This window comes from Streptomyces sp. 3-6 (assembly GCF_056323165.1).
Genome location: NZ_JBWHZP010000011.1, coordinates 48,884 through 75,821 on the forward strand (window position 1 = coordinate 48,884; position 26,938 = coordinate 75,821).

The 26,938-nt window shown below is 71.7% G+C and carries 21 protein-coding genes and 1 pseudogene; 18 read left to right on the forward strand and 4 right to left on the reverse strand.

Translation table 11 applies throughout. The annotated features are described in order from the left end of the window. Positions 1 to 11: 11 nt before the first annotated feature. From AC02VZ_RS16120 to AC02VZ_RS16130, 3 genes are all read left to right on the forward strand, one after another. A complete protein-coding gene (locus AC02VZ_RS16120) occupies positions 12 to 779 on the forward strand; it encodes an RloB family protein (protein ID WP_476475688.1) in 768 nt (255 codons plus the stop codon). A gap of 120 nt (positions 780 to 899) precedes the next feature. Further along, positions 900 to 3,509, forward strand: coding sequence for a type I restriction-modification system subunit M (locus tag AC02VZ_RS16125; RefSeq protein ID WP_432057573.1), 2,610 nt, complete (start codon positions 900 to 902; stop codon positions 3,507 to 3,509). Between the two features lie 16 nt (positions 3,510 to 3,525). Beyond that, positions 3,526 to 4,686 carry a restriction endonuclease subunit S gene (locus AC02VZ_RS16130; protein ID WP_432057572.1) on the forward strand — a complete coding sequence of 387 codons (1,161 nt, stop codon included), beginning with the start codon at positions 3,526 to 3,528 and terminating at the stop codon, positions 4,684 to 4,686. Here the strand turns inward: AC02VZ_RS16130 and AC02VZ_RS16135 are convergent. Continuing rightward, positions 4,655 to 4,852, reverse strand: coding sequence for a DUF397 domain-containing protein (locus AC02VZ_RS16135; protein ID WP_432057571.1), 198 nt, complete (start codon positions 4,850 to 4,852; stop codon positions 4,655 to 4,657). The two genes, AC02VZ_RS16130 and AC02VZ_RS16135, sit on opposite strands and share 32 nt — an antisense overlap. An 8-nt stretch (positions 4,853 to 4,860) precedes the next feature. Next, entirely contained in the window at positions 4,861 to 5,709 is an 849-nt protein-coding gene (locus AC02VZ_RS16140) for a helix-turn-helix domain-containing protein (protein ID WP_382114109.1), read from the reverse strand. A 270-nt stretch (positions 5,710 to 5,979) separates the two neighbouring features. Here AC02VZ_RS16140 and AC02VZ_RS16145 point away from each other — a divergent pair, with 270 nt between their 5' ends. The 5 genes from AC02VZ_RS16145 to AC02VZ_RS16165 all read left to right on the forward strand — a co-directional run bounded on the left by AC02VZ_RS16145 (position 5,980) and on the right by AC02VZ_RS16165 (position 13,696). Then, positions 5,980 to 6,537: an ATP-binding protein gene (locus AC02VZ_RS16145; RefSeq protein WP_432057570.1), complete on the forward strand. Its 558-nt coding sequence runs from the start codon at positions 5,980 to 5,982 to the stop codon at positions 6,535 to 6,537. Between the two features lie 146 nt (positions 6,538 to 6,683). Continuing rightward, entirely contained in the window at positions 6,684 to 7,250 is a 567-nt protein-coding gene (locus tag AC02VZ_RS16150; protein WP_432057569.1) for a Uma2 family endonuclease, read from the forward strand. Positions 7,251 to 7,403: 153 nt separating this feature from the next. After that, complete coding sequence (locus tag AC02VZ_RS16155) at positions 7,404 to 11,060, forward strand: type I restriction endonuclease subunit R (protein WP_476475689.1); 3,657 nt, start codon at positions 7,404 to 7,406, stop codon at positions 11,058 to 11,060. Between the two features lie 62 nt (positions 11,061 to 11,122). After that, complete coding sequence (locus AC02VZ_RS16160; RefSeq protein ID WP_432057567.1) at positions 11,123 to 11,950, forward strand: M48 family metallopeptidase; 828 nt, start codon at positions 11,123 to 11,125, stop codon at positions 11,948 to 11,950. A 126-nt stretch (positions 11,951 to 12,076) separates the two neighbouring features. Then, complete coding sequence (locus AC02VZ_RS16165; protein ID WP_476475690.1) at positions 12,077 to 13,696, forward strand: adenosine deaminase family protein; 1,620 nt, start codon at positions 12,077 to 12,079, stop codon at positions 13,694 to 13,696. A gap of 162 nt (positions 13,697 to 13,858) precedes the next feature. Here the strand turns inward: AC02VZ_RS16165 and AC02VZ_RS16170 are convergent, their stop codons facing one another. Continuing rightward, positions 13,859 to 14,638 carry an alpha/beta fold hydrolase gene (locus AC02VZ_RS16170; RefSeq protein ID WP_432057565.1) on the reverse strand — a complete coding sequence of 260 codons (780 nt, stop codon included), beginning with the start codon at positions 14,636 to 14,638 and terminating at the stop codon, positions 13,859 to 13,861. Positions 14,639 to 14,845: 207 nt separating this feature from the next. Then, positions 14,846 to 15,175, reverse strand: a complete 330-nt coding sequence (locus AC02VZ_RS16175) for a DUF427 domain-containing protein (RefSeq protein WP_476475691.1) — start codon at positions 15,173 to 15,175, stop codon at positions 14,846 to 14,848. Between the two features lie 135 nt (positions 15,176 to 15,310). On the opposite strand from AC02VZ_RS16175, the gene AC02VZ_RS16180 reads away from it, so the two are divergent. The 10 genes and pseudogenes from AC02VZ_RS16180 to AC02VZ_RS16225 form a co-directional block, all read left to right on the forward strand. Next, positions 15,311 to 15,850 (forward strand): LOG family protein, encoded by a 540-nt coding sequence (locus AC02VZ_RS16180; protein WP_476475692.1) that lies wholly within the window; start codon positions 15,311 to 15,313, stop codon positions 15,848 to 15,850. Between the two features lie 18 nt (positions 15,851 to 15,868). Beyond that, entirely contained in the window at positions 15,869 to 16,570 is a 702-nt protein-coding gene (locus AC02VZ_RS16185; protein WP_476475693.1) for an SDR family oxidoreductase, read from the forward strand. 54 nt (positions 16,571 to 16,624) lie between these two features. Next, on the forward strand, positions 16,625 to 17,632 hold the full coding sequence (locus tag AC02VZ_RS16190) for a methionine synthase (RefSeq protein ID WP_476475694.1): 1,008 nt from the start codon (positions 16,625 to 16,627) through the stop codon (positions 17,630 to 17,632). A 14-nt stretch (positions 17,633 to 17,646) separates the two neighbouring features. Beyond that, a complete protein-coding gene (ligA, locus tag AC02VZ_RS16195) occupies positions 17,647 to 19,845 on the forward strand; it encodes an NAD-dependent DNA ligase LigA (RefSeq protein ID WP_476475695.1) in 2,199 nt (732 codons plus the stop codon). A gap of 259 nt (positions 19,846 to 20,104) precedes the next feature. Then, positions 20,105 to 22,363, forward strand: coding sequence for a putative bifunctional diguanylate cyclase/phosphodiesterase (locus AC02VZ_RS16200; RefSeq protein WP_476475696.1), 2,259 nt, complete (start codon positions 20,105 to 20,107; stop codon positions 22,361 to 22,363). 100 nt (positions 22,364 to 22,463) lie between these two features. After that, positions 22,464 to 22,760, forward strand: coding sequence for an Asp-tRNA(Asn)/Glu-tRNA(Gln) amidotransferase subunit GatC (gene gatC / locus AC02VZ_RS16205; RefSeq protein WP_362092091.1), 297 nt, complete (start codon positions 22,464 to 22,466; stop codon positions 22,758 to 22,760). A gap of 5 nt (positions 22,761 to 22,765) precedes the next feature. Next, complete coding sequence (gatA, locus tag AC02VZ_RS16210; RefSeq protein WP_476475697.1) at positions 22,766 to 24,262, forward strand: Asp-tRNA(Asn)/Glu-tRNA(Gln) amidotransferase subunit GatA; 1,497 nt, start codon at positions 22,766 to 22,768, stop codon at positions 24,260 to 24,262. Then, positions 24,259 to 24,498 carry a hypothetical protein gene (locus AC02VZ_RS16215; RefSeq protein ID WP_164334242.1) on the forward strand — a complete coding sequence of 80 codons (240 nt, stop codon included), beginning with the start codon at positions 24,259 to 24,261 and terminating at the stop codon, positions 24,496 to 24,498. Before gatA ends, AC02VZ_RS16215 begins: the two co-directional genes overlap by 4 nt. Positions 24,499 to 24,513: 15 nt before the next feature. Next, entirely contained in the window at positions 24,514 to 26,028 is a 1,515-nt protein-coding gene (gatB, locus tag AC02VZ_RS16220; RefSeq protein ID WP_476475698.1) for an Asp-tRNA(Asn)/Glu-tRNA(Gln) amidotransferase subunit GatB, read from the forward strand. A 537-nt stretch (positions 26,029 to 26,565) separates the two neighbouring features. Further along, positions 26,566 to 26,808, forward strand: a pseudogene (locus AC02VZ_RS16225) (hypothetical protein); the annotation flags it as partial. Between the last annotated feature and the right edge of the window lie 130 nt (positions 26,809 to 26,938).

Here is a 26,938-nt window from a genome sequence, read left to right on the forward strand (position 1 = left end):
GGGCACGGAGCATGAGCAGCAGGCGCAGGTCGAAGAAGGACGCGGCGAGCACGGTGGGGCCGCCGCAGGCGCCTCCGTCGCAGTACTCACGTCGGGAGCGGGTGCTGTACGTGGGATGTGAGGGCGAGGTGACCGAGTACGACTACTTGCGCTACCTCAACAAGGAGTACGGGAGCGGGGACAACGAGACCGGACGGCCGGCCTTCACCATCAAGCCGGTCCGCAAGGCCGACGGCCTGACCCCGTCCCGTGCCGTCGAGGCGGTCGTCGACGCGGCCCAGGGAGAGGACGAGACCTGGGTGCTCTTCGACCGGGACAGCCACCACGACATCCCCGAGGCCTTCGCCGCCGCGGCGGACTCGGACACCGAGGTCTGCTTCTCCCACCCCTCCTTCGAACTGTGGCTGCTGCTGCACTTCCAGCCGTTCGGCGGCGCCCAGGGCGCGGCGAGGAACACGCACGTCCTGGAGAAGCTGCGCAAGGCCGACCCCGCCTACAAGCGGTTCGACAAGCCCGACAAGGGCCTCGACGCCGCCCGTACCAAGGCGCTGACGGGCAAGGAGAAGGCGGCGGTGCAGCACGCGCGGGCCCTGGTCGGCCAGTGCGAGCACGACGGGTGCAAGCCCGCCAACGCCACGTTCGAGGCCCCGAAGTACGGCCGTTCGGCCAAGGAACGGGCCGCCCGCTCGGGACACGCCAAGAACTGTGAGGTCCTGAACCGGGACCCGTCCACCGACGTGTGGCGACTCCTGGTCAGCCTGGGCATCGTCACGGTCTGAGCGACGGCCGGGCCCCCGGCTGTGCGGCGGCGGTCGCCCGCGTTCCGCGCGGGTTACCTCCCGCACCGGCGGGCCGTCTAACCTTCCGTAGCACCTCCACTCCCGTATGAAGGATCGCGTGTGGCCAGAATCACCCTGCCCGAGCTCGAACGCCATCTCTTCTCGGCCGCCGACATCCTGCGCGGCCGGATGGACGCCTCCGAGTACCGCGACTTCATCTTCGGGATGCTCTTCCTCAAGCGGGCCTCGGACGAGTTCGAGCCGGAGTGGAAGCGGGTGTACGAGGAGCGCCTCGCGCAGACCGGCGGCGACGAAGCGAGGGCCTTGGCGAAGGCGAACAACCCGGCCGCCTACCCCCGTGTCTTCTATGTGCCGCCGCGGGCCCGCTGGTGGCGTGGGCCACACCACGACCCGGAAAAGCCGGAGAGCCCGGCGCCGGGCATCTTGGCTCTGACCAAGCAGGTCGGTCAGGGGCTCGACGAGGCCCTGGTGGCGCTCCAGGAGGGCAACGACCTGCTCGCGGGCATCGCCTCGCACATCAGTTTCAACGAGGTGGTCGGCACCAAGCCGCGCTTCACCGACCCTGAACTCCGGTCACTGATCCGCCACTTCAGCCTCTACCGGCTGCGCAACGAGGACTTCGAGTTCCCCGACATGCTGGGGGCAGCCTACGAGTACCTGCTCGGCCGGTTCGCGGACTCGGCCGGCCAGCGTGGCGGCGAGTTCTACACGCCGCGTTCGGTGGTGCGGATGATGGTGCGCCTGGTCGATCCGCAGCCCGGGGAGTCGGTGTACGACCCGTGCGCGGGCTCCGGCGGCATGCTGATCGCGGCCCGCGAGCACGTCGAGGAACACGGCGGCGACCCCGAGGAACTGTCGGTCAACGGGCAGGACAAGAACGGCCCGTCCTGGTCCATGGCCAGCATGAACATGGTCCTGCACGGCATCCACACCTTCGATCTCCAGCACGGTGACACCCTCGCCGAGCCGCTCCACCTCGACGAGAACGGGCGGCTGCGCAAGTTCTCGGCGATCCTGTCGAACCCCCCGTTTTCGCTCCCGTACGACGAGGACGCCGTTGCCGAGGCCGACGAGAAGCACGGCAAGCGGATGCACTGGGGCTGGACGCCCGGGAGCGGCAAGAAGGCCGACCTGATGTTCGTCCAGCACATGGTGTCGGTCCTGGAGGAGGACGGCGGGCGGGCGGCTGTCGTCATGCCGTACGGGGTGCTCTTCCGGGGCGGCAAGGAGCGCGAGATCCGTGTCGGGATGCTCCGCGCGGACTGCGTGGAGGCCGTCATCGGCCTCGGCCCGAACCTGTTCTACGGCGCGGGCGTCCCGGCCTGCATCCTGATCCTGCGGCCCCCGCACGGGAAGACCGACCCGAAGCGCGCGAAGAAGGTCCTCTTCATCAACGCCGACCGGGACTTCACCCCGGGCCGCAACCAGAACGAACTCGGCCCCGAACACATCGAGAAGATCGTCACGGTCTTCCGCGAGTGGCGTCTCATCGACGGCTACTCGCGCGAGGTCCGCCGCGACGAACTCCTCGCCCCCGACGCGAAGGGCGTCCCCGAGGCGAACTTCAACATCCGCCGCTGGGTGGACAACTCGCCGCCCGCGGAGCCGCAGGACGTGCGGGCGCATCTGTACGGGGGCGTGCCGGTCGCCGAGGTCGCGGCCAAGGAGAAGCTGTTCAAGGCGTACGGGGTCGACGCGGGGGCGCTGTTCGCGCGCCGCGAGGGCTCGGACGAGTACTACGACTTCCTGCCGGAGGGCGCGGAGGCGACGGCCGCCCGCATTCCGCGACTGACGCACGCGCGGGAGTCGGAGCTGCGCGACACGTTCGACGAGTGGTGGGCGAAGAGCTCCGGTCTCTTCGCACAGCTCACGGCGGACCGGAAACTGATGGACCTGCGCAGCGGGCTTCTCGACGGGTTCACGGCCGCGGTCGGCGGAGCCGGGGTCCTCGACGAGTTCACGACGGCCGGCATCATCGCCGCGTGGTGGATGGAGAACCGCTACGACATGAAGGCCCTCGCGGCGGGCGGCTTCGAACGCGTCCTGGAGGGCTGGGTCGACTCCGTGGAGGCGATCGTGGACCCGGCGGTGCCGGGCGGCGCGGAGGACACCAAGCGCTCGTCGGTCTCACCGGCCGAGCGCCGCAGGGCCCTCGACCAGCCGGTGGTACGGGAGCTGATCCCGGAGTTCCTGGAGCTGGTCAAGGCGGCCGACAAGGACGTCGCGGAGGCGGAGGCCGCGGCGAAGACGGCGGCCGAGGAGAGAGCGGCGGTGGCGGATGCGGGTACGGACGCGGACGGCGAGCCCGACGCCGACGCCGAAACCGACTCTGGTGAACCGGCGGAGCCGGTCGATCCCGAGAAGCTCGCCGCCTTGGACAAGGCGTTGACGGCGGCCAAGAGGGCTCTGACGGCGGCACGCAAGAAGCGCAAGGCCCTGGACGACAGCTTCCTGCCGGAGCTGAAGCAGGCGGCCAAGTGGAAACTGTCCGAGGCGGACGGCCCTGAGGGCGTCGTCCTCGCCGTCCTGCGCCGTGACCTGTCCGACCGCCTGAACGCTGCGCTGGCGACGGGCCGCCGAGAGATCGTCGCGTCCTTCCGACGCTGGGCCGAGAAGTACGAGGTGTCGTTGACGGACCTGGAGGAGGAGAGCGGGGACGCGGCGAAGGGGCTCGCGGAGTGGCTGGGGGTGCTGGGGTATGGGCGGTGAGGTTCGACTGGGCAGCGTGCTGGAGTCGCCGCCGAAGAACGGCTACTCGCCGAAGGACGTTCCGGAGTGGACAGGTCTGAAGGCGATCGGGCTCGGATGTCTGACACCAAGGGGGTTCGCGCCGAGCCAGCTGAAGAATGTGCCGGACAGCGCAATGGCGAGACGGTTCACGCTGGTCGACGGCGACTTGCTGATGAGCCGGGCTAATACGCGCGAACTGGTTGGTCTCGTAGGCCGCTTCACGTCAATTGGGGTGGATTGCATCTACCCGGACCTCATGATGAGGCTGCGCCCGAGGGCCGAGCACTGCCTTCCGGAGTACCTGGAGATCGTGCTCCGGTCTGCACCTGTCCGACGGGCGGTTCAGGCGGGAGCGCGTGGCACGAGCGAAAGCATGGTCAAGATCAGTGCGTCTCTGGTCGAGGACCTGCGGATCTCCTTGCCGTCGCTGCCCGAACAACGCGGCATCGTCGCCGCGCACGAGGCGTTCGAGCGGCGGATCAGGGCGTTGGAGCGGGAGCTGGCCAAGCTAGCCACGCTTCGGAGAGGGATCGTCGACGAACGGGCCGCGGGACCTGATGCGCGACTTGGTGACCTACTCACCGAGAGCCCGAGGAACGGCTACTCGGCACGCGAGGTCCAGGAGTGGACCGGGATGCTCGTTCTGGGGCTCGGCTGCCTGACCAATGATGGTTTCGTTCCTCGTCAGTTGAAGCGCATTCCGAAATCGTCGCTGGCTGAGCGCTTCCGTCTGGCTGACGGCGACTTGCTGATGAGTCGGGCCAACACCCGTGAACTTGTGGGTCTCGCTGCACGTTTCAGGGATGTCGGTCAGCCGTGCAGCTATCCGGACCTCATGATGCGGTTGAGGCCCGACGAGGGCCGATGCCTCACTGCTTACCTGGAGCTGGTGCTTGGTTCTTCACGCGTTCGACGTGATGTGCAGGCAGGAGCGCGAGGAACCAGTGAGAGTATGGTCAAGATCAGTGCTGGCACAGTGGAATCGCTGAGGATCCCCCTGCCGACGATTGCAGAGCAGCAGAAGGCAGTCGACGCGGTCGCGTCGGTTGACCGGCGGTCCGCCACGGTACGAGTACTTCTCGGCAAGCTGCGTGTCACGCAACGGGCCGTAGTAGAGGACCTGCTCAGCGGTCGGACTCGAGTGAACCGGACCTGAGGCTCTCTATCAGCGCACCGAAGGACGCCCGGCCCGTGACGAACACGGTTGCCGGGCGTTTGCTGTCCCGCACTGCGATGCCGTCCCGTGACGCAGCGACCTCGACGCACGCGTTTCCGGCCGCCTCGGAGTAGGAGGACTTGGTCCATCTCAGTTTGGGCAGCACAGCACCTTCTAGAGTTCTCCGACGATTTCGAGGATCCGGTCCCTCGACTCCTCCGGATTCAACGCCACCTGTTCGACCAAGTCCAGCCGCCGCCGGAAGTTGGCCAGTTGGGTGGGGCTGTCGAAGAACACCGCGCCGGTGGGGGAGTCCACCTCGACGGTGTCGAGGTGGGAGTCGGAGGCCGATACGTACATCATGGTGTCCCCGGCCATCGGAAACCCTTCCGTGGCCAGCGGGATGACGAGCAGCGTTACGTTGGGGCGTTCGCTCTCAGCCAGAAGCCAGTTGAGCTGGGTTCTGGCTGTCTGGCGTCCGCCGATGCGGAGCCGGAGCGCGGCTTCGTGGATCAGTCCTGTGTAGGGGACCGCCCTTTCCTCGACCACTCGGTGGCGTGACAGGCGGTGCGCTACGCGTAGTTCCACTTCCAGGCGTGGCAGTGCGGGGACGTACAAGTCGAACAGCGCACGCGCGTGCTCCTCGGTCTGGAATATGCCGGGGATGTGCGCCATCTGAAGTGTGCGCAGGCTTGAGGCATAGTGCTCCAGTTCGGACACGTCGAGAAAGTCCGGCGGGATCTTGCCGCGGTACTCGTCCCACCAGCCATGGGTCCGCCCGCCGGTCATAGCGGCGAGGGCGTCGACGAGGTTGGCGTTGTCGCATTCATAGATGCTGGCAAGGCGGCGGAGCCGATGCTCGCTGATGCCGAATCGTCCGGCCTCCACGTTGGAGATGGTGGTCCGGTCTGTGCCAAGCAGTTCGGCCGCTCGCGGCGCGGACATGCCGGCGGCTTCGCGCAGCCGGCGCAGTTCCGCACCGAACCGGCGCTGCCGAACGGACGGCGTCGGTCGTGGTGCCATCTGGCCTCCCTGAGTTCGTGGTCAGTGTGCTGACGGAGGTTTGGCTCGTCTACCGATTCCGGTAATTCAACCCGTTGGAGTGGTAATGGTCTCACGCGTTGTATTTTCAGCGCCACTCTTGGTGAACTGTCATCAGCTGAGCCGCCGCCCGACGGAAGCGCACCGGCCCCCTGCCCTCCGGAAGGCAGGGGCCCGGCACTGCCACCGCCGTCCGGCAGTTCGCAAGCAGGCGCCCCAAGAACCCGTTCCGCACCACGGAGGTACACCCTCGTGAGCAGCAACGAACAGACCACCGAACCGAACAACGAATCGGCCCACCCCGTCGGTTACGCCGTCAGTGACGATGTCGGCTACGGTGACCACCCCGCCCCGATCCCGTTCACCGCCCCTTGGGTGTACGAGATCCACTTCCCCTGCGACCCGCGCGGCCCCCGGATCGTCCGGGGCACCCTCCGTGCCGTGCTCCACGCGCACGGCATCAGTGAGCTCGCCGACCGAGCAGAACTGCTGACCTGCGAACTCGCCACCAACTCAGTGCGGCACACCAAGGGCCCGGTCATCGTCCGGATGCAGTGGCTGTTCCCCGCGCTGCGGGTGAGCGTGTGGGACGCGAGTCCGGACCTGCCTCCGTTCGCGCCGGGCGCGGTGATGCCCGATCCCACCGCCCCGTCCGGACGCGGGCTGCCGATCATCGAGGGTCTCGCCGACCGGTGGGGCGGCTGCGGGTCCGTCGACGGGCCGGGCGGCGGGCCGGGTGGCAAGACCATCTGGTTCGAGCTCGCCCTCGGCGGTGATTTCCGGCCGCCGTCCTCGGTGCTCGCGGCCTGATCCGCACGCCCGGTGCCGTACCTCCCGCAGCCGACACCGCCGGTGTTCATCACCCGTAAGGGGAACACCGCCGGCGTCCCGGTTCGGGACGCACAGCGCCCGTGGTACACCGATCAAGCCGTTCCGCGAGAGAAGGCGACGATGCTATGAGCACCCACCCGCAGCCCGACGACAGGTACGCGGACATCGATCACGAGCGGGCCCTGAAGCACGCCATCAGGTACATGGCCGGCAGCCGCGTCCAGATCATCGAAGGGATCATCCAACCTGTGCCGCCCACCTGGGACCATGAACGCGCCACACGGGTCATTCGTCGTCAGATCGAGGACCGTGTCGACGAACTCGGCTGCGTCGAGGGTTCCGGGGACATCGACCTCCCCGGCTCGCCCAACTGGTACGTCCCGGACATCGCCGTCGTCCCCGAGGAACTCGCGCAGGACGACAACATCGTCGTCACCCCGGACCTGACGCTTCTGGCGGTCGAGGTCACCTCGAAGTCCAACGGCGACACGGACCGCGTCATCAAGCGCAAGCGCTACGCCGAGTACGGCGCACCGCTGTACCTGCTGGTCGACCGACAGAACCGCGAAGTCACCCTCTTCTCCGAGCCGGGCGGACTCGGCTACACCAAAGCCGACGGACCTCACCCCTTCGGCACCCCGGTGACCCTGCCCGAGCCCTTCGGGATCGTCCTGGACACCACGCGCCTCTGAGCAGGGAGCAGGTGATTTCCGGCCCCCTCACCCGTGTTCGCGGCCTGATCCGCGCGCATTTCCCGCCACGCTCTCCGGCCGCCGATAGAGTTTCGATCTCCTGTCCTGTGCCGGAGGGCGGGGGCGAGGACGGTGGCCGGGGAGGGCAGGCGCGTGGCGGAGCAGCCGGAGTACGTCAGGACCGAGCGGCCGCTGATCGAGCAGTTGACGGCGATGGGCTGGACCCATCTCCGGGGCGGGCCGAGCGCCGGGCCTGCCATCGAGCCGGGTGCTTCGGACCGGACGAGCTTCGAGACCGTCGTGTACGCGGACCGGTTCAAGGCCGCCGTGGCCAGGATCAACCCGAGGCCGTCGGACGGGAAGCCCTGGCTGAGCGACGCGCAGCTCGACCATCTCCTCGCCTTGGTCCAGGGCACCGCGCCGGGGCAGGGCCCGAAGGAACGCGGTGTCGCCGGGAACCTGGAGGTGACCGACCTCCTGCGCAAGGGCCGCAACGCCCGCACCCTGCCGGGCTGGACGAAGGGCGACCCCGAACACGTACGGCTCGTCGACTGGGACGGCGAGTTCGGGGAGCGGCCGGACACTCCCGGCGGCGGCAACGACCTGCTCGTGGTCTCCCAGTTCCGGGTCGAGCGGAAGGACGCCGCTCCCGTCACGCCCGACCTCGTGCTGTTCGTCAACGGGCTGCCCTGGGTGGTGATCGAATGCAAGGCGCCCCTGGTGTCCGGCCCCGAGGGAGACGTGCGGGCCGCCCTGGACGACGCCGTCGACCAGGTGCTGCGGTACGCGGGCGTCAGCTCCCTGACCGCCGTACCCGAATTCGTCCGCTTCGCTCAGGTCCTGGTCGCCACCGACCGCGACCACGCCGAGACCGGCACGGTCACCGCCGAACCCCGGCACTTCGCCCCCTGGCGCACGGTCGCGCCCGTGAGCGAGGATTGCGTACGCGAGGAGGTGGGCAAGCCCGCTTCGGCAGCCCTCACCGACCAGGAGATTCTCGTCGCCGGGATGCTGCGCCCTGCCCATCTCCTCGACCTGGTACGGGACTTCACCACCCGGCTCGGCAGCGGGCACCGTACGGTCAAACTGGTCGGCCGCCACCAGCAGTTCAAGGCGGTGAAGGCGCTCACGCGGAAGCTGGAGGAGCGGGACCGGAAGGCGGCGGCAGGCGTGGCCGTCAGCCACCGAGGCGGTGTCGTCTGGCACACCCAGGGCTCCGGCAAGAGCCTGACCATGGCGTTCCTGGTCCGGCACCTGCGCAGCCGTCCCGCGCTGAAGTCGCACAAGGTGGTCGTGGTCACCGACCGCATCGACCTGGAGAAACAGATTCGGGCGAGCCTCGCCGCCACCGAGGAGAAGGTGCACCGCGCGCCGAGCGTCAAGCGGGCCAGGAAGTACCTGGAGGTGGACGTCGGGGATGTCGTTCTCGTCATCCTGCAGAAGGCGCAGCGCGACGACACCGCGTACGACGGCCGGGAGGAGTCACTGCCCGACACCGTCCCCGACGACGATGACGAGGACGGCGCCGAGGGCGAGGGGTACGTACAGAACCGGGTCGCCAATCCCCACCACCACGTCGTCGTCCTGATCGACGAGGCCCACCGGGGCCAGGACAAGTGGCAGCACGCCCGCTGGCGGGCCATGCTGCCGCGCGCCGTCTTCGTCGGCTTCACCGGCACCCCGGTGATCAGCAGCAACCGCAAGCGCAGCGAGCAGATCTTCGGCCCGTACGCCGACACCTACACCCTGCGCGACGCCGAACTCGACCGGTCCGTCGTGCCCGTCCGCTACGAGGCGTACGCCGTGCCGCTCGACGTCGTCGAACAGGCCGCCCTCGATGCCCGGTTCGACGAGAAGGTGCCGTCCGATCCCGAGCTGCGGGCCAAGGTGCTGCGGAAGTTCGGCCGCCGCAAGGAGATCCTGGAAGCCCCGTCGGTGATCGAGGCCAAGGCCGAGCACATGCTCGACCACTGGGCCCGCACCGCCCTGCCCGACCGCTTCGGGGCGCAGATCGCCACCGTCTCCCGGCTGGCCGCCGTCCGGTACCGCACGGCGCTGCTCGCAGCCCGCGACCGGCTGGTCGCCCGCCTGGACGCGCTCGACCCGGCCCTGATCGCCGACCCCATGGCGGCGAGCGAAGCAGACGACGAGGAGCGGGCGCTCCTCATGCTCCTGCCGGACCGTGAGGTACTGAGAACGCTCGACGCGGCCGTCGTCATCTCCCCGGCGGGCCAGGGCCGCAGCGACCCGGAGGCATGGCGGCCGTGGACCACCAAGAGCCACCAGGACGCGCACATCGAGCGCTTCAAGAAGGGGCTGCCGCCGCGCGACATCACGGCCGACCCGGCATGGCAGGTGAGGACACACGGGTCACTGCCGTCCGGCGCCGGCACCCCGGCGAGCGGCGGCCAGGTGTGGAACGTCGATCTCGACCTGCCCGCGGACGGCGGACCGCCCGCGCCGCCGGACACGGAGGGCGGCGCGCCACCGGAAACCATGGCCTTCCTGGTGGTCCAGTCGATGCTGCTCACCGGCTTCGACGCACCCGTCGAGCAGGTCCTCTACCTGGACTGCAAGCTGTCCGGCGCGGGGCTGCTGCAGGCCGTGGCACGCACCAACCGGCCCTACCCGGCCAAGAAGTGGGGCCAGGTCGTCGACTACGTCGGCATCGGCCCCGAACTGGCCCGCTCGCTCGCCTCCTACGACCAGGAGCACCTGCGGCACGTCCTCGGCTACCGGAACGTGTCCGTGGACCACCTCCAGCCGGACTACGAGGGACCGCAGCCGGACGGCCGCGACCCGGACCGGGACGGACTGCTGCTGCGGTCCGACGCCGCCGCCAAGGCCCTCCTGGAAGACCTCGGGGCGAAGGTCACCCGCTTCCTGGCCGGGCAGGGCGTCTCCGACCCCGGCGACGAGTCCCAGTGGGAGGACTTCCTCGGCGAACGCCTCGACGACCCGCTGCTGCGGGGCGAGTTCGACGAACGCGTCCGGGACTTCCTGACCGCGCTCAACGCGGTCCTGCCGGACCCGGAGGCTCTGAAGTACCGGGAGCTGGCCGGCCAGTTGGGCACCCTGCAGTACATGGCCCGACGCCGCTACCTCGACGGCCGCGAACAGTTCAGCCCGCGCCGCTACGGGGCCAAGGTGCGCCGGCTCATCTCGCAGCACATCGAGACCACCGGGATCCGGCAGCGGATCCCGCCCGTCGAACTCACCGACCCGGAGTTCATGGAACGGGTCGACGCCAACGCCGACCCCCGGGCGCGGTGCTCGTACATGACGGGCTCGCTGAAGCTGCGCATCGCCGCGAAGATCGGCGGTGACCGGGCGGGCTACCAGCGGTTCAGTTCCCGGCTCGAAGAGATCATCGCGCGGATGCGGGACGACTTCGAGCAGGCCGCGGCCGACCTGGCGCGTCTGGTCGGGGACGTGGCCGCGGCGGAGCGGGAGCCGGAGAACGACGACGGCCTCGACTCCCGGACCGAACGACTGGTCCTCGGACTGCTCCAGCAGCACGCCGAAGACGCCGTGCGGGAACCGTGGCCGCCGGACACCGACCTCATCCGGGCGGCCCGCGGCCTCACCAGGGAGATGTCGGTGCTCGTCCGGCGGCCGCAGATACACACGCAGACCGCCGCCCGCAACCGCATGCGCAGCGAACTGTCTCTGCACCTGGAGACCTGGCTCGCCATGGACTGGGACGACATCGGCGATCTCGCGAGCCATCTGACGGAGCTGGCCGTGGAGCGGCACGAGTACTTCCTCGGATACCGGCCGCGCGACGAGGCGGACGGCGGGGACAGCTGACCCGGTGACCGCCGACGGCGGCCGGGCAGGATGATGTCGTCGCCGGATGGTAGGAAGAGCGGGTGAGCACCGCCGTCGAACAGGCCATCGCCGACCTCCCCGTGCCCGGGGCGTGGCGGTGGGATGTCGTCGTGCGGCCCCGGCGCCGCACCCTCGGCATCGAGATCGCCGAGGACGGCCGGGTGCTCTTCGCGATCCCCGCGGACGCGGATCCCCAGGAGATCGCCGACGCGGTGCGTGGCCGCATGCCGCGTCTGGCCGCCGAGGTCCGCCGCCGCCAGGGCCTGCGGGCGGCCGAACCGGTCAAGGACCTGATCGGCGGAGAGGGCTTCGCCTACCTGGGCCGCCGGTACCGGCTCAGGCTCACTCCCGACGACGCCGGTCGGCACGTACGACTGCGTCAGGGATGGCTGGAACTTCCCCGGTCGCGTTCGGCCGCCGCCGATGCGGGACCCATTGTGGACTGGTACAGCAGCCGCGGCCAGCGCTGGCTCGCCGCCCGGCTGCCGCCGCTGGCCTCACTGGCCGGGGTGCCTGAGCCGGCCGACATCGAGGTGCGGGACCTCGGCCGTCGCTGGGGTGTCTGCTCGCCTGAGGGCGCGATCACCGTGCACTGGGCGGTGATACAGCTGCCGGTCGCCCTGGTGGATCTCGTCCTGGTCCATGAGCTCTGCCACCTCAAGCACCCCGGCCACGGAACGGCCTTCCGACGGGCCGTCCGGCTTGCACTGCCCGACGCCGACGTGCGCGAACGGCAGTTCGCGCGGGAGGAACCCCGTCTCTGGCGCGGAGCCGTCTCCTCGCCGAGGCATGAGTCGGCCGATGCAGGGCGGACGGGAAGAGGCCGCCTCTCCTGCTTCGTGGACCACCGCGTGGAGGAAGTCGGCTGACTGCTCGGGATACGGGCGGCCGGCGGTGCGCGTCCGAGGATCCGCGGTTCCGCCACCCGGGTGATCACCCGGCGCACCTCGTCGCGCGCCCGTGTCCCCGGAGGTGCCCGCGACGATCTCCCGGGTGTGAAGCTTCGTACTCCCGGCCTCTCGCGCCGCACCCGCGCCCTGGCCGTCACCGGCCTCGGTGCCCTGGTCCTGCTGTCCTCTCCCGCCGTTCTGCCCGCCGCCCACGCCGGCCCGGACGCCTCCGGTCCGGTCTCGCCGACGGTGCCGCGCCCGGTGACCGTCGGCGAGGCGGTCACGGCCGCCCACCTGGACGCGATCCGCCACGACCCGCGCCGGGCGCGGGAGTTCTTCCGCCGCCTGCCCAAGGGCGGTGACCTGCACAACCACCTCTCGGGCGCGGTCTCCACCGAGTACCTGGTGGAACTGGCCGCCGAGGACGGGCTGTGCGTCGACACCGCGACGATGACCGCCGTCCCGCCCCCGTGCGGTGCCGGAACGCGTCCCGCCGCGGACGCGCGCACCGACCGCGCCTTCCACGACGCCCTCGTGCGCGCCTGGTCCATGCAGGACTTCCCGGCCGACGGCAACGGCCACGACCACTTCTTCGCCACCTTCGGCAGGTTCGGCGAGGTGACCTGGCGGCACCGCGGGAAACTGCTCGCCGAGGTGGCGGACGACATCGCCGAGCAGAACCAGTTCTACCTGGAGACGATGGTGACCCCGGCCTCCGACGGGGCGAAGAAGCTCGCGGCGGAGGTCGGCTGGGACGCGGACCTCGCCCGGCTGCACGCGAAGCTGACCGCCGGGGGCAAGCTGGACCGGCTGGTCACCGAGGCGAAGAAGGAGTCCGACGAGGCCGACGTCGAGTTCCGCACCGCCGCCCGCTGTGACACCGGCACCCCCCGGCCGGCCTGCCGCATCCCGGTCCGCTGGATCTCCCAGGTCTCGCGCGGCAGCGCCCCGGAGCGGGTCTTCACGCAGATGGCCCTCGGCATGCGCCTGGCCGAGCGCGACGCGCGGTTCGTCGCCGTCAACCTGGTCCAGCCGGAGGACGCGGAGGTCGCCCTGCGCGACTACAGCCTGCAGATGCGCATGCTGAAGTACCTCCGCGGTGTCTACCCCGGCGCCCATGTCACCCTGCACGCCGGTGAGTTGTGGCCCGGGCTGGTCAAGCCCGCCGACCTCGCCTTCCACATCCGGGAAGCCGTGGAGGTGGCCGGCGCCGACCGCATCGGCCACGGCGTGGACCTCGTCCACGAGGACGACTGGCAGCGCACCGCGCGCACCATGGCCGCCCGCGAGACCGCCGTCGAGGTCCCCTTCACCAGCAACGCCCAGATCCTCGGGGTGCGCGGCGACGACCATCCCTTCGAGACGTACCGCGCCCACGGGGTGCCCGTCGTCCTGGCCACCGACGACCCCGGCGTCAGCCGCATCGACATCAGCCACGAGTACCGCTACGCCGCCGACACCTACGGCCTGTCCTACCCGGAGCTGAAGGACCTGGCCCGGGCCTCCCTGGAGTACGCCTTCCTCCCGGGCGCGAGCCTGTGGCGGGGCAACCCCACCCGGGACGGCTACCGCCCGGCCGACGCCTGCCGCGGGGTCCGGCTCGGCAGCCTCCGCCCCGGCGCGGACTGCCGGCGCCTGCTGGACGCCAGCCCGAAGGCCGCCGCGCAGTGGGAGCAGGAGCGGGCCTTCGGCCGCTTCGAGACGGGGATCCGCGCCGCCCGCTGAGCCGCTGCCGGGCCGGGGCGGGCCGTTGCCCGCCGTCCGCCGCCGAGGCGAGCCGGGCCGTTGCCTGCTGTCTTCCGCCGCCGCCTCCCGCGGCGGCGGAGCCGGCCGGCGGGTCCGCGGGGCGGGGTGGGCGCCGCGGCCTCACCGCCCCGCCGGGACGGCTCACCGCCCGAAGAACTCCGCCAGCACCGGGGCCAGGACGTCCGGCTCGACCATGTGCGTCTGCCCCTGGAGCGCGCGGTACGTGCCGTGGGGCACGGTGTCCGCGATCGCCCGCGCGGCCTCCCGCATCCAGGCCGGACTGGCGTCGCCCGCGATGGCCAGCACCGGCACCGGGACCGACGCCAGCAGCTCCCGGGGCACGCCCCCGTCGCCCATCACCGCGTCGTCGTACGCGAGGCTCGGCGCCATCGACTCCATGCCGGCCCACAGGGCGGACTGCCGGGCACCCTCGATGACCGCCTCGCCCAGGCCGGTCAGCCGCAGGAACAGCTCCACCGCGTCCCCGCGCCGCCCCTCGTCCAGGGCGGCCGTCAGCCGCTCGGTGTACCGGGCCCGTTCCGCCAGGTGCTCCTCCGACAGGGCGTACGGCGTCTCGTACACGGCGACATGACGCACCGGCAGCCCGCTCGCCGCCGCCCGCAGCGCCAGCGCGCCGCCCGACGACACCCCGTACAGCGACGCCGCACCGCCCAGCTCCTCGATCAGCGCCGCCAGGTCCTCGACCTCGCGCTCCACCGCGTACGGCGGGGTGTCACCGCTCGCGCCCCGGCCCCGGCGGTCGTACACGACCACCCGGAACCGCTCCGACAGGGGAGCCGCCAGCGGCGCCACGGTGCCGCCGGTCGACATCGCGCCGCTGACGAGGACGATCGTGGAACCCCGTCCCGCGCTCTCGTAGGCCAGGGACGTGCCGTCGCGCGAAGTGATGTTCTTGTCCATGTCTCAGCAGACTGCCGCACCGCGCGGTGTTCGTCGGTGAGGCGGGCGGCGCGTCCACCGATCGCCTCGGTTCGGCACGCCCGTAATTTCCGTGCTCCTCGTACTCCTCGCTCCTCCTGCTCCTGGTACCCCTCGCGCCCCTCGTGCTCCCCGCCGTCCTCGCCCGTCAGGCACGGCGGCAGGCCGCCCCCGTTCCCCCGCCGCCGGTCAGTCCCGGTCCACCTCGGCCTCGTAGAAGCACAGGTGGTCCCTGATCCGGTCGACGCCGGGCTTCGGGTCCGGGTACGACCACACCAGGTCCGCCCGGTCCGGCACCGACCAGTACGACGCCGTGCCCTTGAACGGGCAGTAGGTGTGCGTCGCGGAGGGCGTCAGCAGGTCCAGCCGCACGTCCTCGGGCGGGATGTAGTAGCGCACGGGGCAACCCGTCTCGCGGAGCACCAGCGCCCGGTCGGTGCGGGCCAGCTCCCGCCCGCCGTGCACCACGCGCACCGGCCGGTCGCTCTCCTCGATGCTGATGCGGTGTCCTCGGGTCACGATCGCTCCTCCTGGCGGATGCGGCGCCGCCGGCCCGACAGCCGGCCCGTTCCGGGTACAGCGCGCGCCGGCCGCCCGTTCTTCCCCGCCCGGGGCGCGGGCCGGCCCGCCGTCGCCGAGCCGTACCGTGGGGCCGTGAACATCTGCGTCTTCCTCTCCGCCGCCGACCTCGACGAGCGCTACACGCGCCCCGCGCGGGAGTTCGCGCGGCTTCTCGGCAAGGGCGGGCACACCCTGGTGTGGGGCGGCTCCGACGTCGGCCTGATGAAGGTGGTCGCCGACGGGGTCCAGGAGGCGGGCGGCCGGCTGGTCGGCGTCTCCGTGGACTTCCTGGCGGCCAAGGCCCGCGAGGACGCCGACGAGATGGTCGTCGCCCCGGACCTCGCCGAGCGCAAGCGGCTGCTGCTGGAGAAGGCCGACGCCGTCGTGATCATGGTGGGCGGCACCGGAACCCTCGACGAGGCGACCGAGATCCTGGAGCTGAAGAAGCACGGCCGCACCGAGAAGCCGGTGGTGCTGCTGAACACCGCCGGCTTCTACGACGGGCTCAAGGAACAGTTCCGCCGCATGGACGCCGAGGGCTTCCTGCCCCGCCCGCTCACCGACCTGGTGTTCTTCGCCGAGGAACCCGTCGGGGCGCTGGCCCACCTGGAGGAGAGCCGGGGCATTCGCTGAGCCCGCGGTGATGCGAGCATGGCCGTCATGGCTACCCATGTGATCACCGGAGCGGGCTCCGGCATCGGCGCGGCCGTCGCCCGCCGCCTGCACGCGCGCGGCGACGACCTCGTGCTGCACGCCCGCAGTGCCGGGCGGGCCAAGGAGCTCGCCGCCGCGTTCCCCGGCGCCCGGACCCTCGTCGGCGAACTCGCGGACCCCGACCGGCTCAGCTGGGCCTTCTCCCACCAGTCGCTCCCCGAGCAGGTCGACTCGCTGCTGCACATCGCGGGCGTCGTCGAACTCGGCCGGGTCGGCGAGCTGACCCCGAAGACCTGGCGGCACCAGCTCGACGTCAACCTGATCGCTCCCGCCGAGCTGACCCGGCACTTCCTGCCCCAGCTCCGCGCGAGCCGCGGCCACGTGATCTTCGTCAACTCGGGCGCGGGCCTCAACGCGCACGCCGAGTGGTCCGCCTACGCGGCCTCCAAGCACGGCCTGAAGGCCCTCGCCGACTCCCTGCGGCAGGAGGAGCACGCGGCCGGCGTCCGCGTCACCTCCGTGTACCCGGGCCGCACCGCGAGCCCCATGCAGGCCAAGGTGCACCAGCAGGAGGGCAAGGACTACGACCCCGGCCGCTGGATCGACCCCGAGTCGGTCGCCACCACCGTTGTGATGGCCCTCGACCTGCCGCGCGACGCGGAGGTCAACGACCTGACGGTGCGCCCGGGCCGCCCGTAGGGAACCGGTGGCCGGGGGCGCGACCCCGGCCACCGGCCTGCGTACGCTTCTCCCGTGAGCGAAGAAAGCCAGATCAGGTTCGGTCCCGCGACCGGCGTCGGCTCCCTGCCGGGCACCGACGCGCGCGAGGCCGCCAAGACGGTCACCGGGAGCTTCGAGGACTTCCCGCACCTGCCGGAACTGCCCGCCCGCGGCCCCGGCGCCGATATGATCGGCCGGACCGCCGGAATGCTCGTCGAGCTGTACGCGCGCGTGGAGCCCAGCGGCTGGCGGATCGGCGACCGGCCCGGCCGCGACACCCGGCGGGCGCGCTCCTGGCTCGGCGAGGACCTGGACGCGCTGGAGGAGTTCACCCAGGGGCACAGCGGGCCCCTGAAGGTGCAGGCCGTCGGCCCCTGGACGCTCGCCGCCGCCCTGGAGCTCAAGAACGGCGAGGCCGCCCTCTCCGACCCCGGCGCCTGCCGCGACCTGGCCGCCTCCCTCGCCGAGGGGCTGCGCCTGCATCTCGCCGAGGTGCGGCGGCGGGTGCCCGGCGCCCGGCTCGTCCTCCAGCTCGACGAACCGTCCCTGACCGCCGTCCTGACCGGCAGGGTGCCGACCGCCAGCGGGTACCGCACCCACCGCGCCGTGGACCGGCAGACCGTCGAGGCGACCCTCCGGGACGTCGTGGGCGCGCACGACGGCGGGCCCGTCGTGGTGCACTCCTGCGCCCCGGACGTGCCGTTCGCCCTGCTGCGCCGGGCGGGCGTGGCGGGCCTGTCCTTCGACTTCTCCCTTCTCACCGAGCGTGACGACGAGGCGATCGGGGAGGCGGTCGAGGACGGCGTCCGGCTGCTCGCCGGTGTCGTGCCCGGCACGGACGGCCCGTTGTCGGACCCGGGCGGTAGCGTCGGAGGAGTCAGAACGCTGTGGCGCAGGCTGGGGCTGCGGCCGGAGCTCCTCGCGGAGGCGGTCACCCTCACCCCGGCGTGCGGACTCGCGGGAGCCTCCCCGCAGTACGCGCGGTCCGCCTACGCCCACTGCGTCCGGGCCGCGAGATCCCTCGCGGACAACCCAGAGTAACGGGAGGACCCACGGTGGCCGGCGACCAGCAGGCGGAGACGACGAGCGTGCCCGCCGAGGCGCGCGAGAAGCACGTACAGCTCGCGGAGCAGATCGAGGAGCACCGCTTCCGGTACTACGTGAACGACGCGCCCGTGATCAGCGACGCCGAGTTCGACCGGCTGCTGCGCGAGCTGGAGGCCCTGGAGGAGGAGTATCCCGAGCTGCGCACGCCCGACTCGCCGACCCAGAAGGTCGCGGGGGCGTACGAGACGGAGTTCACCTCCGTCCAGCACCGCTCCCGCATGCTCTCCCTGGACAACACCTTCAACGACGAGGATCTCGCCGCCTGGACCGAGCGCATCCACCGGGAGCTGGGCGAGCAGACGTTCCACTTCCTGTGCGAGCTCAAGGTCGACGGCCTGGCCGTCAACCTCACCTACGAGCGGGGCCGCCTCACCCGCGCGGCGACCCGCGGCGACGGCCGCACCGGTGAGGACATCACGCCCAACGTCCGCACCATCGCCGAGATCCCCGACCGGCTCACCGGCGACGAGGTGCCCGAGCTGGTGGAGATCCGGGGCGAGGTCTTCTTCCCCATGGAGGAGTTCCAGGAGCTCAACGCCCGCCTGGTGGCGGCCGGCGACAAGCCCTTCGCCAACCCGCGCAACGCGGCGGCCGGTTCGCTGCGCCAGAAGGACCCGCGGGTGACCGCCACCCGGCCGCTGCACATGGTCGTGCACGGCATCGGCGCGCTGGAGGGCTTCCCCGGCCGCATGACCCGGCTGTCCCAGGCGTACGACCTGCTGAAGTCCTGGGGCCTGCCCACCTCTCCGCACAACAAGGTGGTCGACGGCATCGAGGGCGTCCGGGAGTTCATCGCGTACTACGGCGAGAACCGCCACTCCGTGGCGCACGAGATCGACGGCGTGGTCGTCAAGCTGGACGAGATCCCGCTCCAGGGCCGCCTCGGCACCACCTCGCGCGCCCCGCGCTGGGCCATCGCGTACAAGTACGCGCCCGAGGAGGTCAACACCAAGCTGATCAACATCCGCGTGGGCGTGGGCCGCACGGGCCGGGTCACGCCCTACGCCCAGGTCGAGCCGGTCACCGTCGCCGGGTCCGAGGTCGAGTTCGCCACCCTGCACAACCAGGACGTCGTCAAGGCCAAGGGCGTCCTCATCGGCGACACGGTGGTGCTGCGCAAGGCCGGTGACGTCATCCCCGAGATCCTCGGCCCGGTCGCCGACCTGCGGGACGGCAGCGAGCGCGCGTTCGTCATGCCCTCCGAGTGCCCCGAGTGCGGCACGCCGCTGAAGGCGATGAAGGAGGGCGACGTCGACCTGCGCTGCCCCAACGCCCGCACCTGCCCCGCCCAGTTGCGCGAGCGCCTGTTCTACCTCGCCGGCCGCAAGGCCCTGGACATCGAGCACTTCGGCTACGTGGCCGCCGCCGCCCTCACCAAGCCGCTGGAGCCCGCCGACCCGCCGCTGCGCGACGAGGGAGACCTGTTCGACCTGACCGTCGAGCAGTTGCTGCCCATCAGGGCGTACGTGCTCGACCAGGACAGCGGGCTGCCCAAGCGGGACCCGAAGACCGGCGAGGAGAAGATCGCCACCGTCTTCGCCAACCAGGAGGGCGCCGCGAAGAAGAACGCGGTGGCGATGCTGGAGAACATCGCGGCCGCCAAGGACCGCCCGCTCGCCCGCATCCTGACCGCCCTGTCGATCCGGCACGTCGGACCGGTCGCGGCGGAGGCGCTGGCCCGCGAGTTCCGCTCCATCGACCGCATCGAGCAGGCGTCCGAGGAGGAACTGGCCGCCACACCGGGTGTCGGCGGGATCATCGCCGCCTCGCTCAAGCAGTGGTTCGCCGAGGACTGGCACCGCGAGATCATCCGCAAGTGGAAGGCGGCCGGGGTCCGCATGGCGGACGAGACCTCCGGCGAGGACGAGGGCCCGCGCCCGCTGCAGGGCCTCACCGTCGTGGTCACCGGCACGCTGGAGCGGTTCACCCGCGACGGCGCCAAGGAGGCGCTGCAGGACCAGGGCGCGAAGGTGACCGGATCGGTCTCCAAGAAGACGTCCTTCGTGGTCGTCGGTGACAACCCCGGATCGAAGTACGACAAGGCGATGCAGCTGAAGGTCCCGGTCCTGAACGAGGAGGGTTTCGAGGTCCTCCTCGCCGACGGGCCGGAAGCCGCCGCCGAGGCCGCGCTTTCGGCCGACGGGTAACGGTTGAAGCCCCCCGGATCGGCGCATACCAGATGCATACGGGTGGCCGGGGCGCATTCGGGCAACCGTCGGCGACCGGTGCCCGAGGAAGCCTTCCGCGGCCTACTGTTGGGAGGTGCACCTGCCGTGCCCAGCTGCGGTCGGGGCATCCCCGTGTTCGAGAAGGGTCCGGGGAAGGGCTTTCCATCGCGGAGCCGCTGAGAGTTGTCGGGCATCGGGCCGCGTGGCGTGGGCACCGCCGGCTGTGAGAGGGACGGGAATGGAACCGACCGAGAGCGCCGCCCCGGGCTCACGGCTGCGCCTGGGCCGGCTGACCGCCGTCCGCCGGCGCGGACGCGCGGACGGGCGGCCCGCGGACCGGCCGGGTACGCGGGAACGCACCGCGGCGGACCCGGCGGACGGACTCGGCCCCGCCCGGCCGCAGGTCACCGTCCGGGGCCCTGTCCTGTCCGACACCGACGGCGAACGCCACCTGCCCTGGCCCGCGTTGCCCACGGCGATCGTCGCCGCGGCCGCCTTCGTCCTGGGCGCCGGCTTCCTGTACGCCTTCACCGGCGGCCACGCCCTGTTCCCGTCCGGCACCGTCGGCTGGTCACTGGCCGTGCTCACCGGCATCATCGTCGGCCACCTGGTCATGCTGGGCCGCTCCCGCTGGTGGGGCGGCACCGGCTCGGGCGCCGCGCTCACCCTCGCCGTGCTGCTGCTCTACGGCTGGGTGCCCGCCGGCATGGTCAGCCTCACGGTCGTCGTGCTGGTCGGCACCGCCCGCCGGGGCCGCTGGCGCCAGGGCGTCCTGCACGGCGCGGTCGACCTCCTCGGCATCGGCGCCGGAGCCCTGGTGCTGGCCGCGTTCGGCTCCGTGCCCTCCGTCGAGAGCCCCTCGGCCCCGGACAGCTGGTCGTTCGCCACCGCCTTCGAGGTGGTGCTGGTCGCCGTCGCCTACCTCGCCGTCACCCGCACCCTGTTCTGGTACCTGCACACCCCGCGCGCCGGGCTGCCCACCGTGGCCCGCACCGCCCTGGTCAGACAGGCGCTGGTCGCCGTCGCCCTGCTCGGGATAGCCCCGCTGGTCTGCGTCGTCGCGGACGCCAAGCCGCTGCTGCTGCCGCTGTTCGCCATCCCGCTCATCGCGCTCGACTCCACCCTGTGGATAGCCCGGGCCCGCGCGGAGGAACAGCTGCGCGACCCGCTGACCGGCCTGCCGAACCGCCAGTGGCTGCTGGAGCGGATCTGGACCGCCCTCGACGACGCGGAACGCATCGAGGCCCGCTCCGCCCTCATGCTGATCGACCTCGACCGGTTCCGGTCCGTCAACGACACCCTCGGTCATCTCGCCGGTGACCGGCTGCTGCTGCAGATCGCCGACCGGCTGAGACTGGCCCTGCCGCGCGGCGCCGAGGCCGCGCGGCTCGGCGGCGACGAGTTCGCCGTGTTACTGCCCGTCGCCGACTCCACCACGTCCGCCACCCGCGTGGCGCGCGGCCTCGTCGCCGCCCTCAGCTCGCCGCTCGACCTCGACGGACTCACCCTCGTCCTGGAGGCCAGCGCGGGCGTCGCCGTCTTCCCGGACCACGCGCTCGACGCGGAGGGCCTGCTGCGGCGGGCGGACGTGGCGATGTACCAGGCCAAGCGGGACCGCACCGGCGTCGAGGTGTACGAGTCCAAGCGCGACTCCAACACCCCCGACCGCCTGGGCCTGCTGGGCGACCTGCGCCGCGCCCTCGACGCCCACGAGGTCCAGCTGCACTACCAGCCCAAAGTCCGCTTCGACGGCCAGGTCTCCGGCCTGGAGGCCCTGGTGCGGTGGGTGCACCCGGAGCGCGGCCGGGTCCCCCCGGACGAGTTCATCGCGATCGCCGAGTCCTCCGGACTCATGCCCCACCTCACCGAGTACGTCCTGGAGACCGCCCTCGAACAGGTCGCCGCCTGGCGCGCCCAGGGCCTGTTCGTGCCCGTCGCGGTCAACGTCTCCCCGCGCGACGTCCACACCCCCGGCTTCGCCGGCTCGGTCGCCGCGCGCCTGGCCCGGCACGGGGTCCCCGCCGGGGCGCTCCAGCTGGAGATCACCGAACACGTCCTGCTGGAGGACCCGCAGCGCGCCGCCGACACCCTCAACGCCCTGACCGGGCACGGCGTGAAGATGTCCCTCGACGACTTCGGCACCGGCTACTCCTCGCTGGTCCACCTGCGGCGGCTGCCGGTCAGCGAACTGAAGATCGACCGTTCCTTCGTGGCCCGGCTCGCCGTCGACAGTGAGGACGCCGAGATCGTGCGCTGCACCATCGACCTCGCCCACTCGCTCGGCCTGCTCGTCGTCGCCGAGGGCGTCGAGGACGACGAGACCTGGGAACGCCTGCGCGACCTGCGCTGCGACGCCGTCCAGGGCTGGCTCGTGGCGGCCGCGATGCCGCCCGACGAGACCACCGCCTGGCTCCTGGCCCGCGGCTCCCGCGGCTGGCAGCGCCCCGCGGCGGCCCTGCCCGCCGCCGCCGGCGACGACTCCGGCCGGGTCGGCTGACCGGGGGCCGCCCGCCCGCGCCCGGACCGTTTCACGGCCACCGCCCCGGGCCCCATAGGATTGGCCCCAAACACACACACTCACCCCAGAGGATCGCTGCATGCCTGGCATCACGCGCGAGGAGGTCGCCCACCTCGCCCGGCTGGCGCGTCTGGAGCTGAAGCCCGAAGAGCTCGACCACTTCGCAGGCCAGCTCGACGACATCATCGGCGCGGTCGCCCGCGTCGGCGAGGTCGCCGACCAAGACGTCCCGCCGACCTCGCACCCGCTCCCGCTGACCAACGTCATGCGGCCGGACGAGATCCGTCCCTCGCTCACCCCCGAGCAGGCGCTGTCCGGCGCCCCGGCCCAGGAGCAGCAGCGTTTCAAGGTGCCGCAGATCCTGGGGGAGGAGTAATCGCCATGAGCGACCACATCATCCGGCTCACCGCGGCCGAGACCGCCGCGAAGATCGCCGCCGGCGAACTCACCGCCGTCGAGGTCACCGAGGCCCACCTGGCCCGCATCGAGGCCGTCGACGAGAAGGTGCACGCCTTCCTGCACGTCGACCGCGAGGGCGCCCTCGCCCAGGCGCGCGCCGTCGACGACAAGCGCGCCCGGGGGGAGAAGCTCGGCCCGCTGGCCGGCGTCCCCCTCGCCCTGAAGGACATCTTCACCACCGAGGGCATCCCGACCACCGTCGGCTCCAAGATGCTCGAGGGCTGGATCCCGCCGTACGACGCGACGCTCACCCGGCGCCTCAAGGACGCCGACGTCGTCATCCTCGGCAAGACCAACATGGACGAGTTCGCCATGGGGTCCTCCACCGAGAACAGCGCCTACGGCCCGACCGGCAACCCCTGGGACCTCACCCGGATCCCCGGCGGCTCCGGCGGCGGCTCCTCCGCCGCGCTGGCCGCGCACATGGCGCCGCTCGCCATCGGCACCGACACCGGCGGCTCCATCCGCCAGCCGGCCGCCGTCACCGGCACCGTCGGCGTCAAGCCGACGTACGGCGCGGTGTCCCGCTACGGCATGGTGGCCTTCTCCTCCTCCCTCGACCAGGGCGGCCCCTGCGCCCGCACGGTCCTGGACGCGGCCCTGCTGCACGAGGTGATCGCCGGCCACGACCCGATGGACTCCACCTCCATCGACGAGCCGGTCCCGCCGGTCGTGGAGGCCGCCCGCAACGGCAGCGTCCGGGGCATGCGCGTGGGCGTCGTCAAGCAGTTCCGCGGCGAGGGCTACCAGGCCGGTGTCGTCCAGCGGTTCGACGAGGCCGTGGAACTCCTCAAGGACCTCGGCGCCGAGATCGTCGAGCTGGACTGCCCGTCCTTCGACCTGGCGCTGTCGGCGTACTACCTGATCGCGCCCTCGGAGTGCTCCTCCAACCTGGCCCGCTTCGACGGCCTGCGCTACGGCCTGCGGACCGGCGACGACGGCACGCACTCCGCCGAGGAGGTCACCTCGCTGACCCGCGAGGCGGGCTTCGGCGACGAGGTCAAGCGCCGCATCATGCTCGGCACCTACGCGCTCAGCTCCGGCTACTACGACGCGTACTACGGCAGCGCCCAGAAGGTCCGCACGCTGATCAAGCGGGACTTCGACGCGGCGTTCGAGCAGGTCGACGTGATCGTCTCCCCGACGACCCCGACCACCGCCTTCCCGATCGGCGAGCGCGCCGACGACCCGATGGCGATGTACCTCGCCGACCTGTGCACCATCCCGACCAACCTGGCGGGCAACGCGGCCATGTCGCTGCCCTGCGGCCTCGCACCCGAGGACAACCTGCCGGTCGGACTGCAGATCATCGCCCCGGTCATGAAGGACGACCGCCTCTACACGGTGGGTGCCGCCGTCGAGGCCGCCTTCGTGGAAAAGTGGGGCCACCCGCTGCTCGAGGAGGCTCCGTCGCTGTGAGTGCACTGACCAAGGCCAAGGGCTTCAAGAAGTCCCGGTCCGGTACGTACCTGTCCATGGCCGCCACCGCGTTCGGCGCGGTCGGCGTCGCCAAGCGCGTCAAGAAGGCCCGGCTGGAGAAGGACACCCTGGTCCTGATCGACGCCACCGTGTCCGCCGCCGCCATTGTCACCGGCCTCGCCATCCTCTACCGCGAGCTGAAGCGGCTGGGCGACGACGACGTCCTGCTGGGCTGAGAGGGAAGTTTCACCGTGACCACCACGACCGACCTGGTGTCGTACGAGGACGCGCTGGCGTCGTACGACCCCGTCATGGGCCTTGAGGTCCATGTCGAACTCGGCACCCGCACCAAGATGTTCTGCGGCTGCGCGACTGCGCTGGGCGCCGAGCCGAACACCCAGACCTGCCCGGTCTGCCTCGGCATGCCCGGCGCGCTCCCGGTCGTCAACGCGACCGGCGTCGAGTCGGCGATCCGGATCGGCCTCGCGCTGCACTGCGAGATCGCCGAATGGTGCCGCTTCGCCCGGAAGAACTACTTCTATCCGGACATGCCGAAGAACTTCCAGACCTCCCAGTACGACGAGCCGATCGCCTTCGACGGCTACCTCGACGTGCAGCTGGAGGACGGGGAGACCTTCCGCGTCGAGATCGAGCGCGCCCACATGGAGGAGGACACCGGCAAGTCGACGCACGTCGGCGGTGCCACCGGCCGCATCCACGGCGCGTCCCACTCCCTGCTCGACTACAACCGGGCCGGCATCCCGCTCATCGAGATCGTCACCAAGCCCATCACCGGCGCCGGTGAGCGCGCCCCCGAGGTCGCGCGGGCCTACGTCCGTGAGCTGCGCGAACTCATCCGGGCGCTCGGCGTGTCCGACGCCCGCATGGAGATGGGCCAGATGCGCTGCGACGTCAACCTGTCGCTGATGCCGAAGGGCGCCGAGACGTTCGGCACCCGCAGCGAGACCAAGAACGTCAACTCGCTGCGTTCCGTCGAGCGGGCCGCCCGCTTCGAGATCCAGCGCCACGCGGCCGTGCTGAACGCGGGCGGCACCATCGTCCAGGAGACCCGCCACTTCCACGAGGACACGGGGTCCACGACCTCCGGCCGCGTGAAGGAGGAGGCCGAGGACTACCGGTACTTCCCGGAGCCCGACCTGGTCCCCGTCGCCCCGTCCCGCGAGTGGGTCGAGAAGCTGCGCGCCGAGCTGCCCGAGCTGCCGCTGGTGCGCCGCAACCGGCTCCGCGAGGAGTGGGGGATCTCCGGCACCGACATGCAGGCGATCCTCAACGCCGGTGCGCTGGACCCGATCGTCGCCACCATCGACGCCGGGGCCGACGCGGCCTCCGCCCGCAAGTGGTGGATGGGCGAACTGGCCCGCGCGGCCAACGAGTCGCAGAAGGCGCTGGACGAACTGGCGATCACCCCGGCGCAGGTGGCCCGCGTCACCGAGCTGGTGGCCAAGGGCGACCTGAACGACAAGCTGGCCCGCCAGGTCATCGAGGGCGTCCTCGCCGGCGAGGGCACGCCGGACGAGGTCGTCGAGAAGCGCGGCCTGAAGGTCGTCTCCGACGAGGGCGCGCTCACCACGGCCGTCGAGGAGGCCATCGCCGGCAACCAGGCCATCGCGGACAAGATCCGCGGCGGCAAGGTAGCGGCGGTCGGCGCCCTGGTCGGCGCCGTCATGAAGGCCACGCGCGGCCAGGCCGACGCGGCCCGGGTCAAGGAACTGATCCTGGAGCAGCTGGGCGTCTCCGAGGGCTGACCCGTCCGCGGGCGGTCCGTAGGCCGTCCGCCGACGGTCAGCAGGTGGCCGTCACGGCGGTCACAGCAGGAGTGACGACGAGGGGTGCACCGGTCGGTCGGGCCGGTGCACCCCTCGCTGCGTGGTGAGCGCGGTGACACGGCGAGCCGCGGCGCCCGGCCGCCGCGGCTCGCGCGCTGCGGTCGGCCACCCCGCCGGACCCCGGGGCCGGTGCCCCGACGTCGGCCGCTACGCTCCCTGGCCATGAGTGGACGCGCCGATTCCGACACGCACTCGGACACCCGTCCGGAGCCGGCCGAGACCCACCCGGCCCTCGCGATACCGGACGACGACTCCTCCCTCACCCCGGAAACCGACGGGGACGCCCGCCCGTCCCCCAGGGCGGGTGAGGAACCCGGGGCGGACGACGATCCTGACCCGGACGACGATCCCGACCGGGATGACGATCAAGTCCCGGACGACGACCCCGACCGGGATGACGATCAAGTCCCGGACGACGACCCGGACCCGGGGGAAGACTCCGACCCCGACGGCAGCCGCGCACGCCGGGCCCGTTTCGTCGCGGCCGGCATCGGGGCCGTGCTGTCCCTCGCGGGGCTGGCCGCCGCGCTGCTCCGCCTCACCGGCCCCGCACCCGCGCCGGTCCCGGCCGCGTACGCCGGCGGGGCCGTGATCTGCGTGCTCGCCACCGTGCTGGGCTCCCGCGGGCGCACCCGGCGGGCACTGTGGCTGCTGATCGCCGGGCTGATGGTGATGGCACTGGGCGACCAGTTCGACTGACTCCGGGTCCCCCGGTGGATCCCGCCGGACCGGCCCGTGCCGTGCCGTGCCGCCGGACGCGTTCCCGTCCGCCGGCGCCGCCACGGCGGTGCCGCCGAGGGCACGCGCCGCCCACGCGCCCCCGCCGTCC

Coding starts and splice junctions, on each gene's coding strand:
- AC02VZ_RS16120 (WP_476475688.1), top strand. CDS start 12: ATGAGCAGCAGGCGCAGGTCGAAGAAGGACGCGGCGAGCACGGTGGGG.
- AC02VZ_RS16140 (WP_382114109.1), bottom strand. CDS start 5,709: ATGGCACCACGACCGACGCCGTCCGTTCGGCAGCGCCGGTTCGGTGCG.
- AC02VZ_RS16150 (WP_432057569.1), top strand. CDS start 6,684: ATGAGCACCCACCCGCAGCCCGACGACAGGTACGCGGACATCGATCAC.
- AC02VZ_RS16170 (WP_432057565.1), bottom strand. CDS start 14,638: ATGGACAAGAACATCACTTCGCGCGACGGCACGTCCCTGGCCTACGAG.
- AC02VZ_RS16185 (WP_476475693.1), top strand. CDS start 15,869: ATGGCCGTCATGGCTACCCATGTGATCACCGGAGCGGGCTCCGGCATC.
- AC02VZ_RS16200 (WP_476475696.1), top strand. CDS start 20,105: ATGGAACCGACCGAGAGCGCCGCCCCGGGCTCACGGCTGCGCCTGGGC.
- gatC (WP_362092091.1), top strand. CDS start 22,464: ATGCCTGGCATCACGCGCGAGGAGGTCGCCCACCTCGCCCGGCTGGCG.
- gatA (WP_476475697.1), top strand. CDS start 22,766: ATGAGCGACCACATCATCCGGCTCACCGCGGCCGAGACCGCCGCGAAG.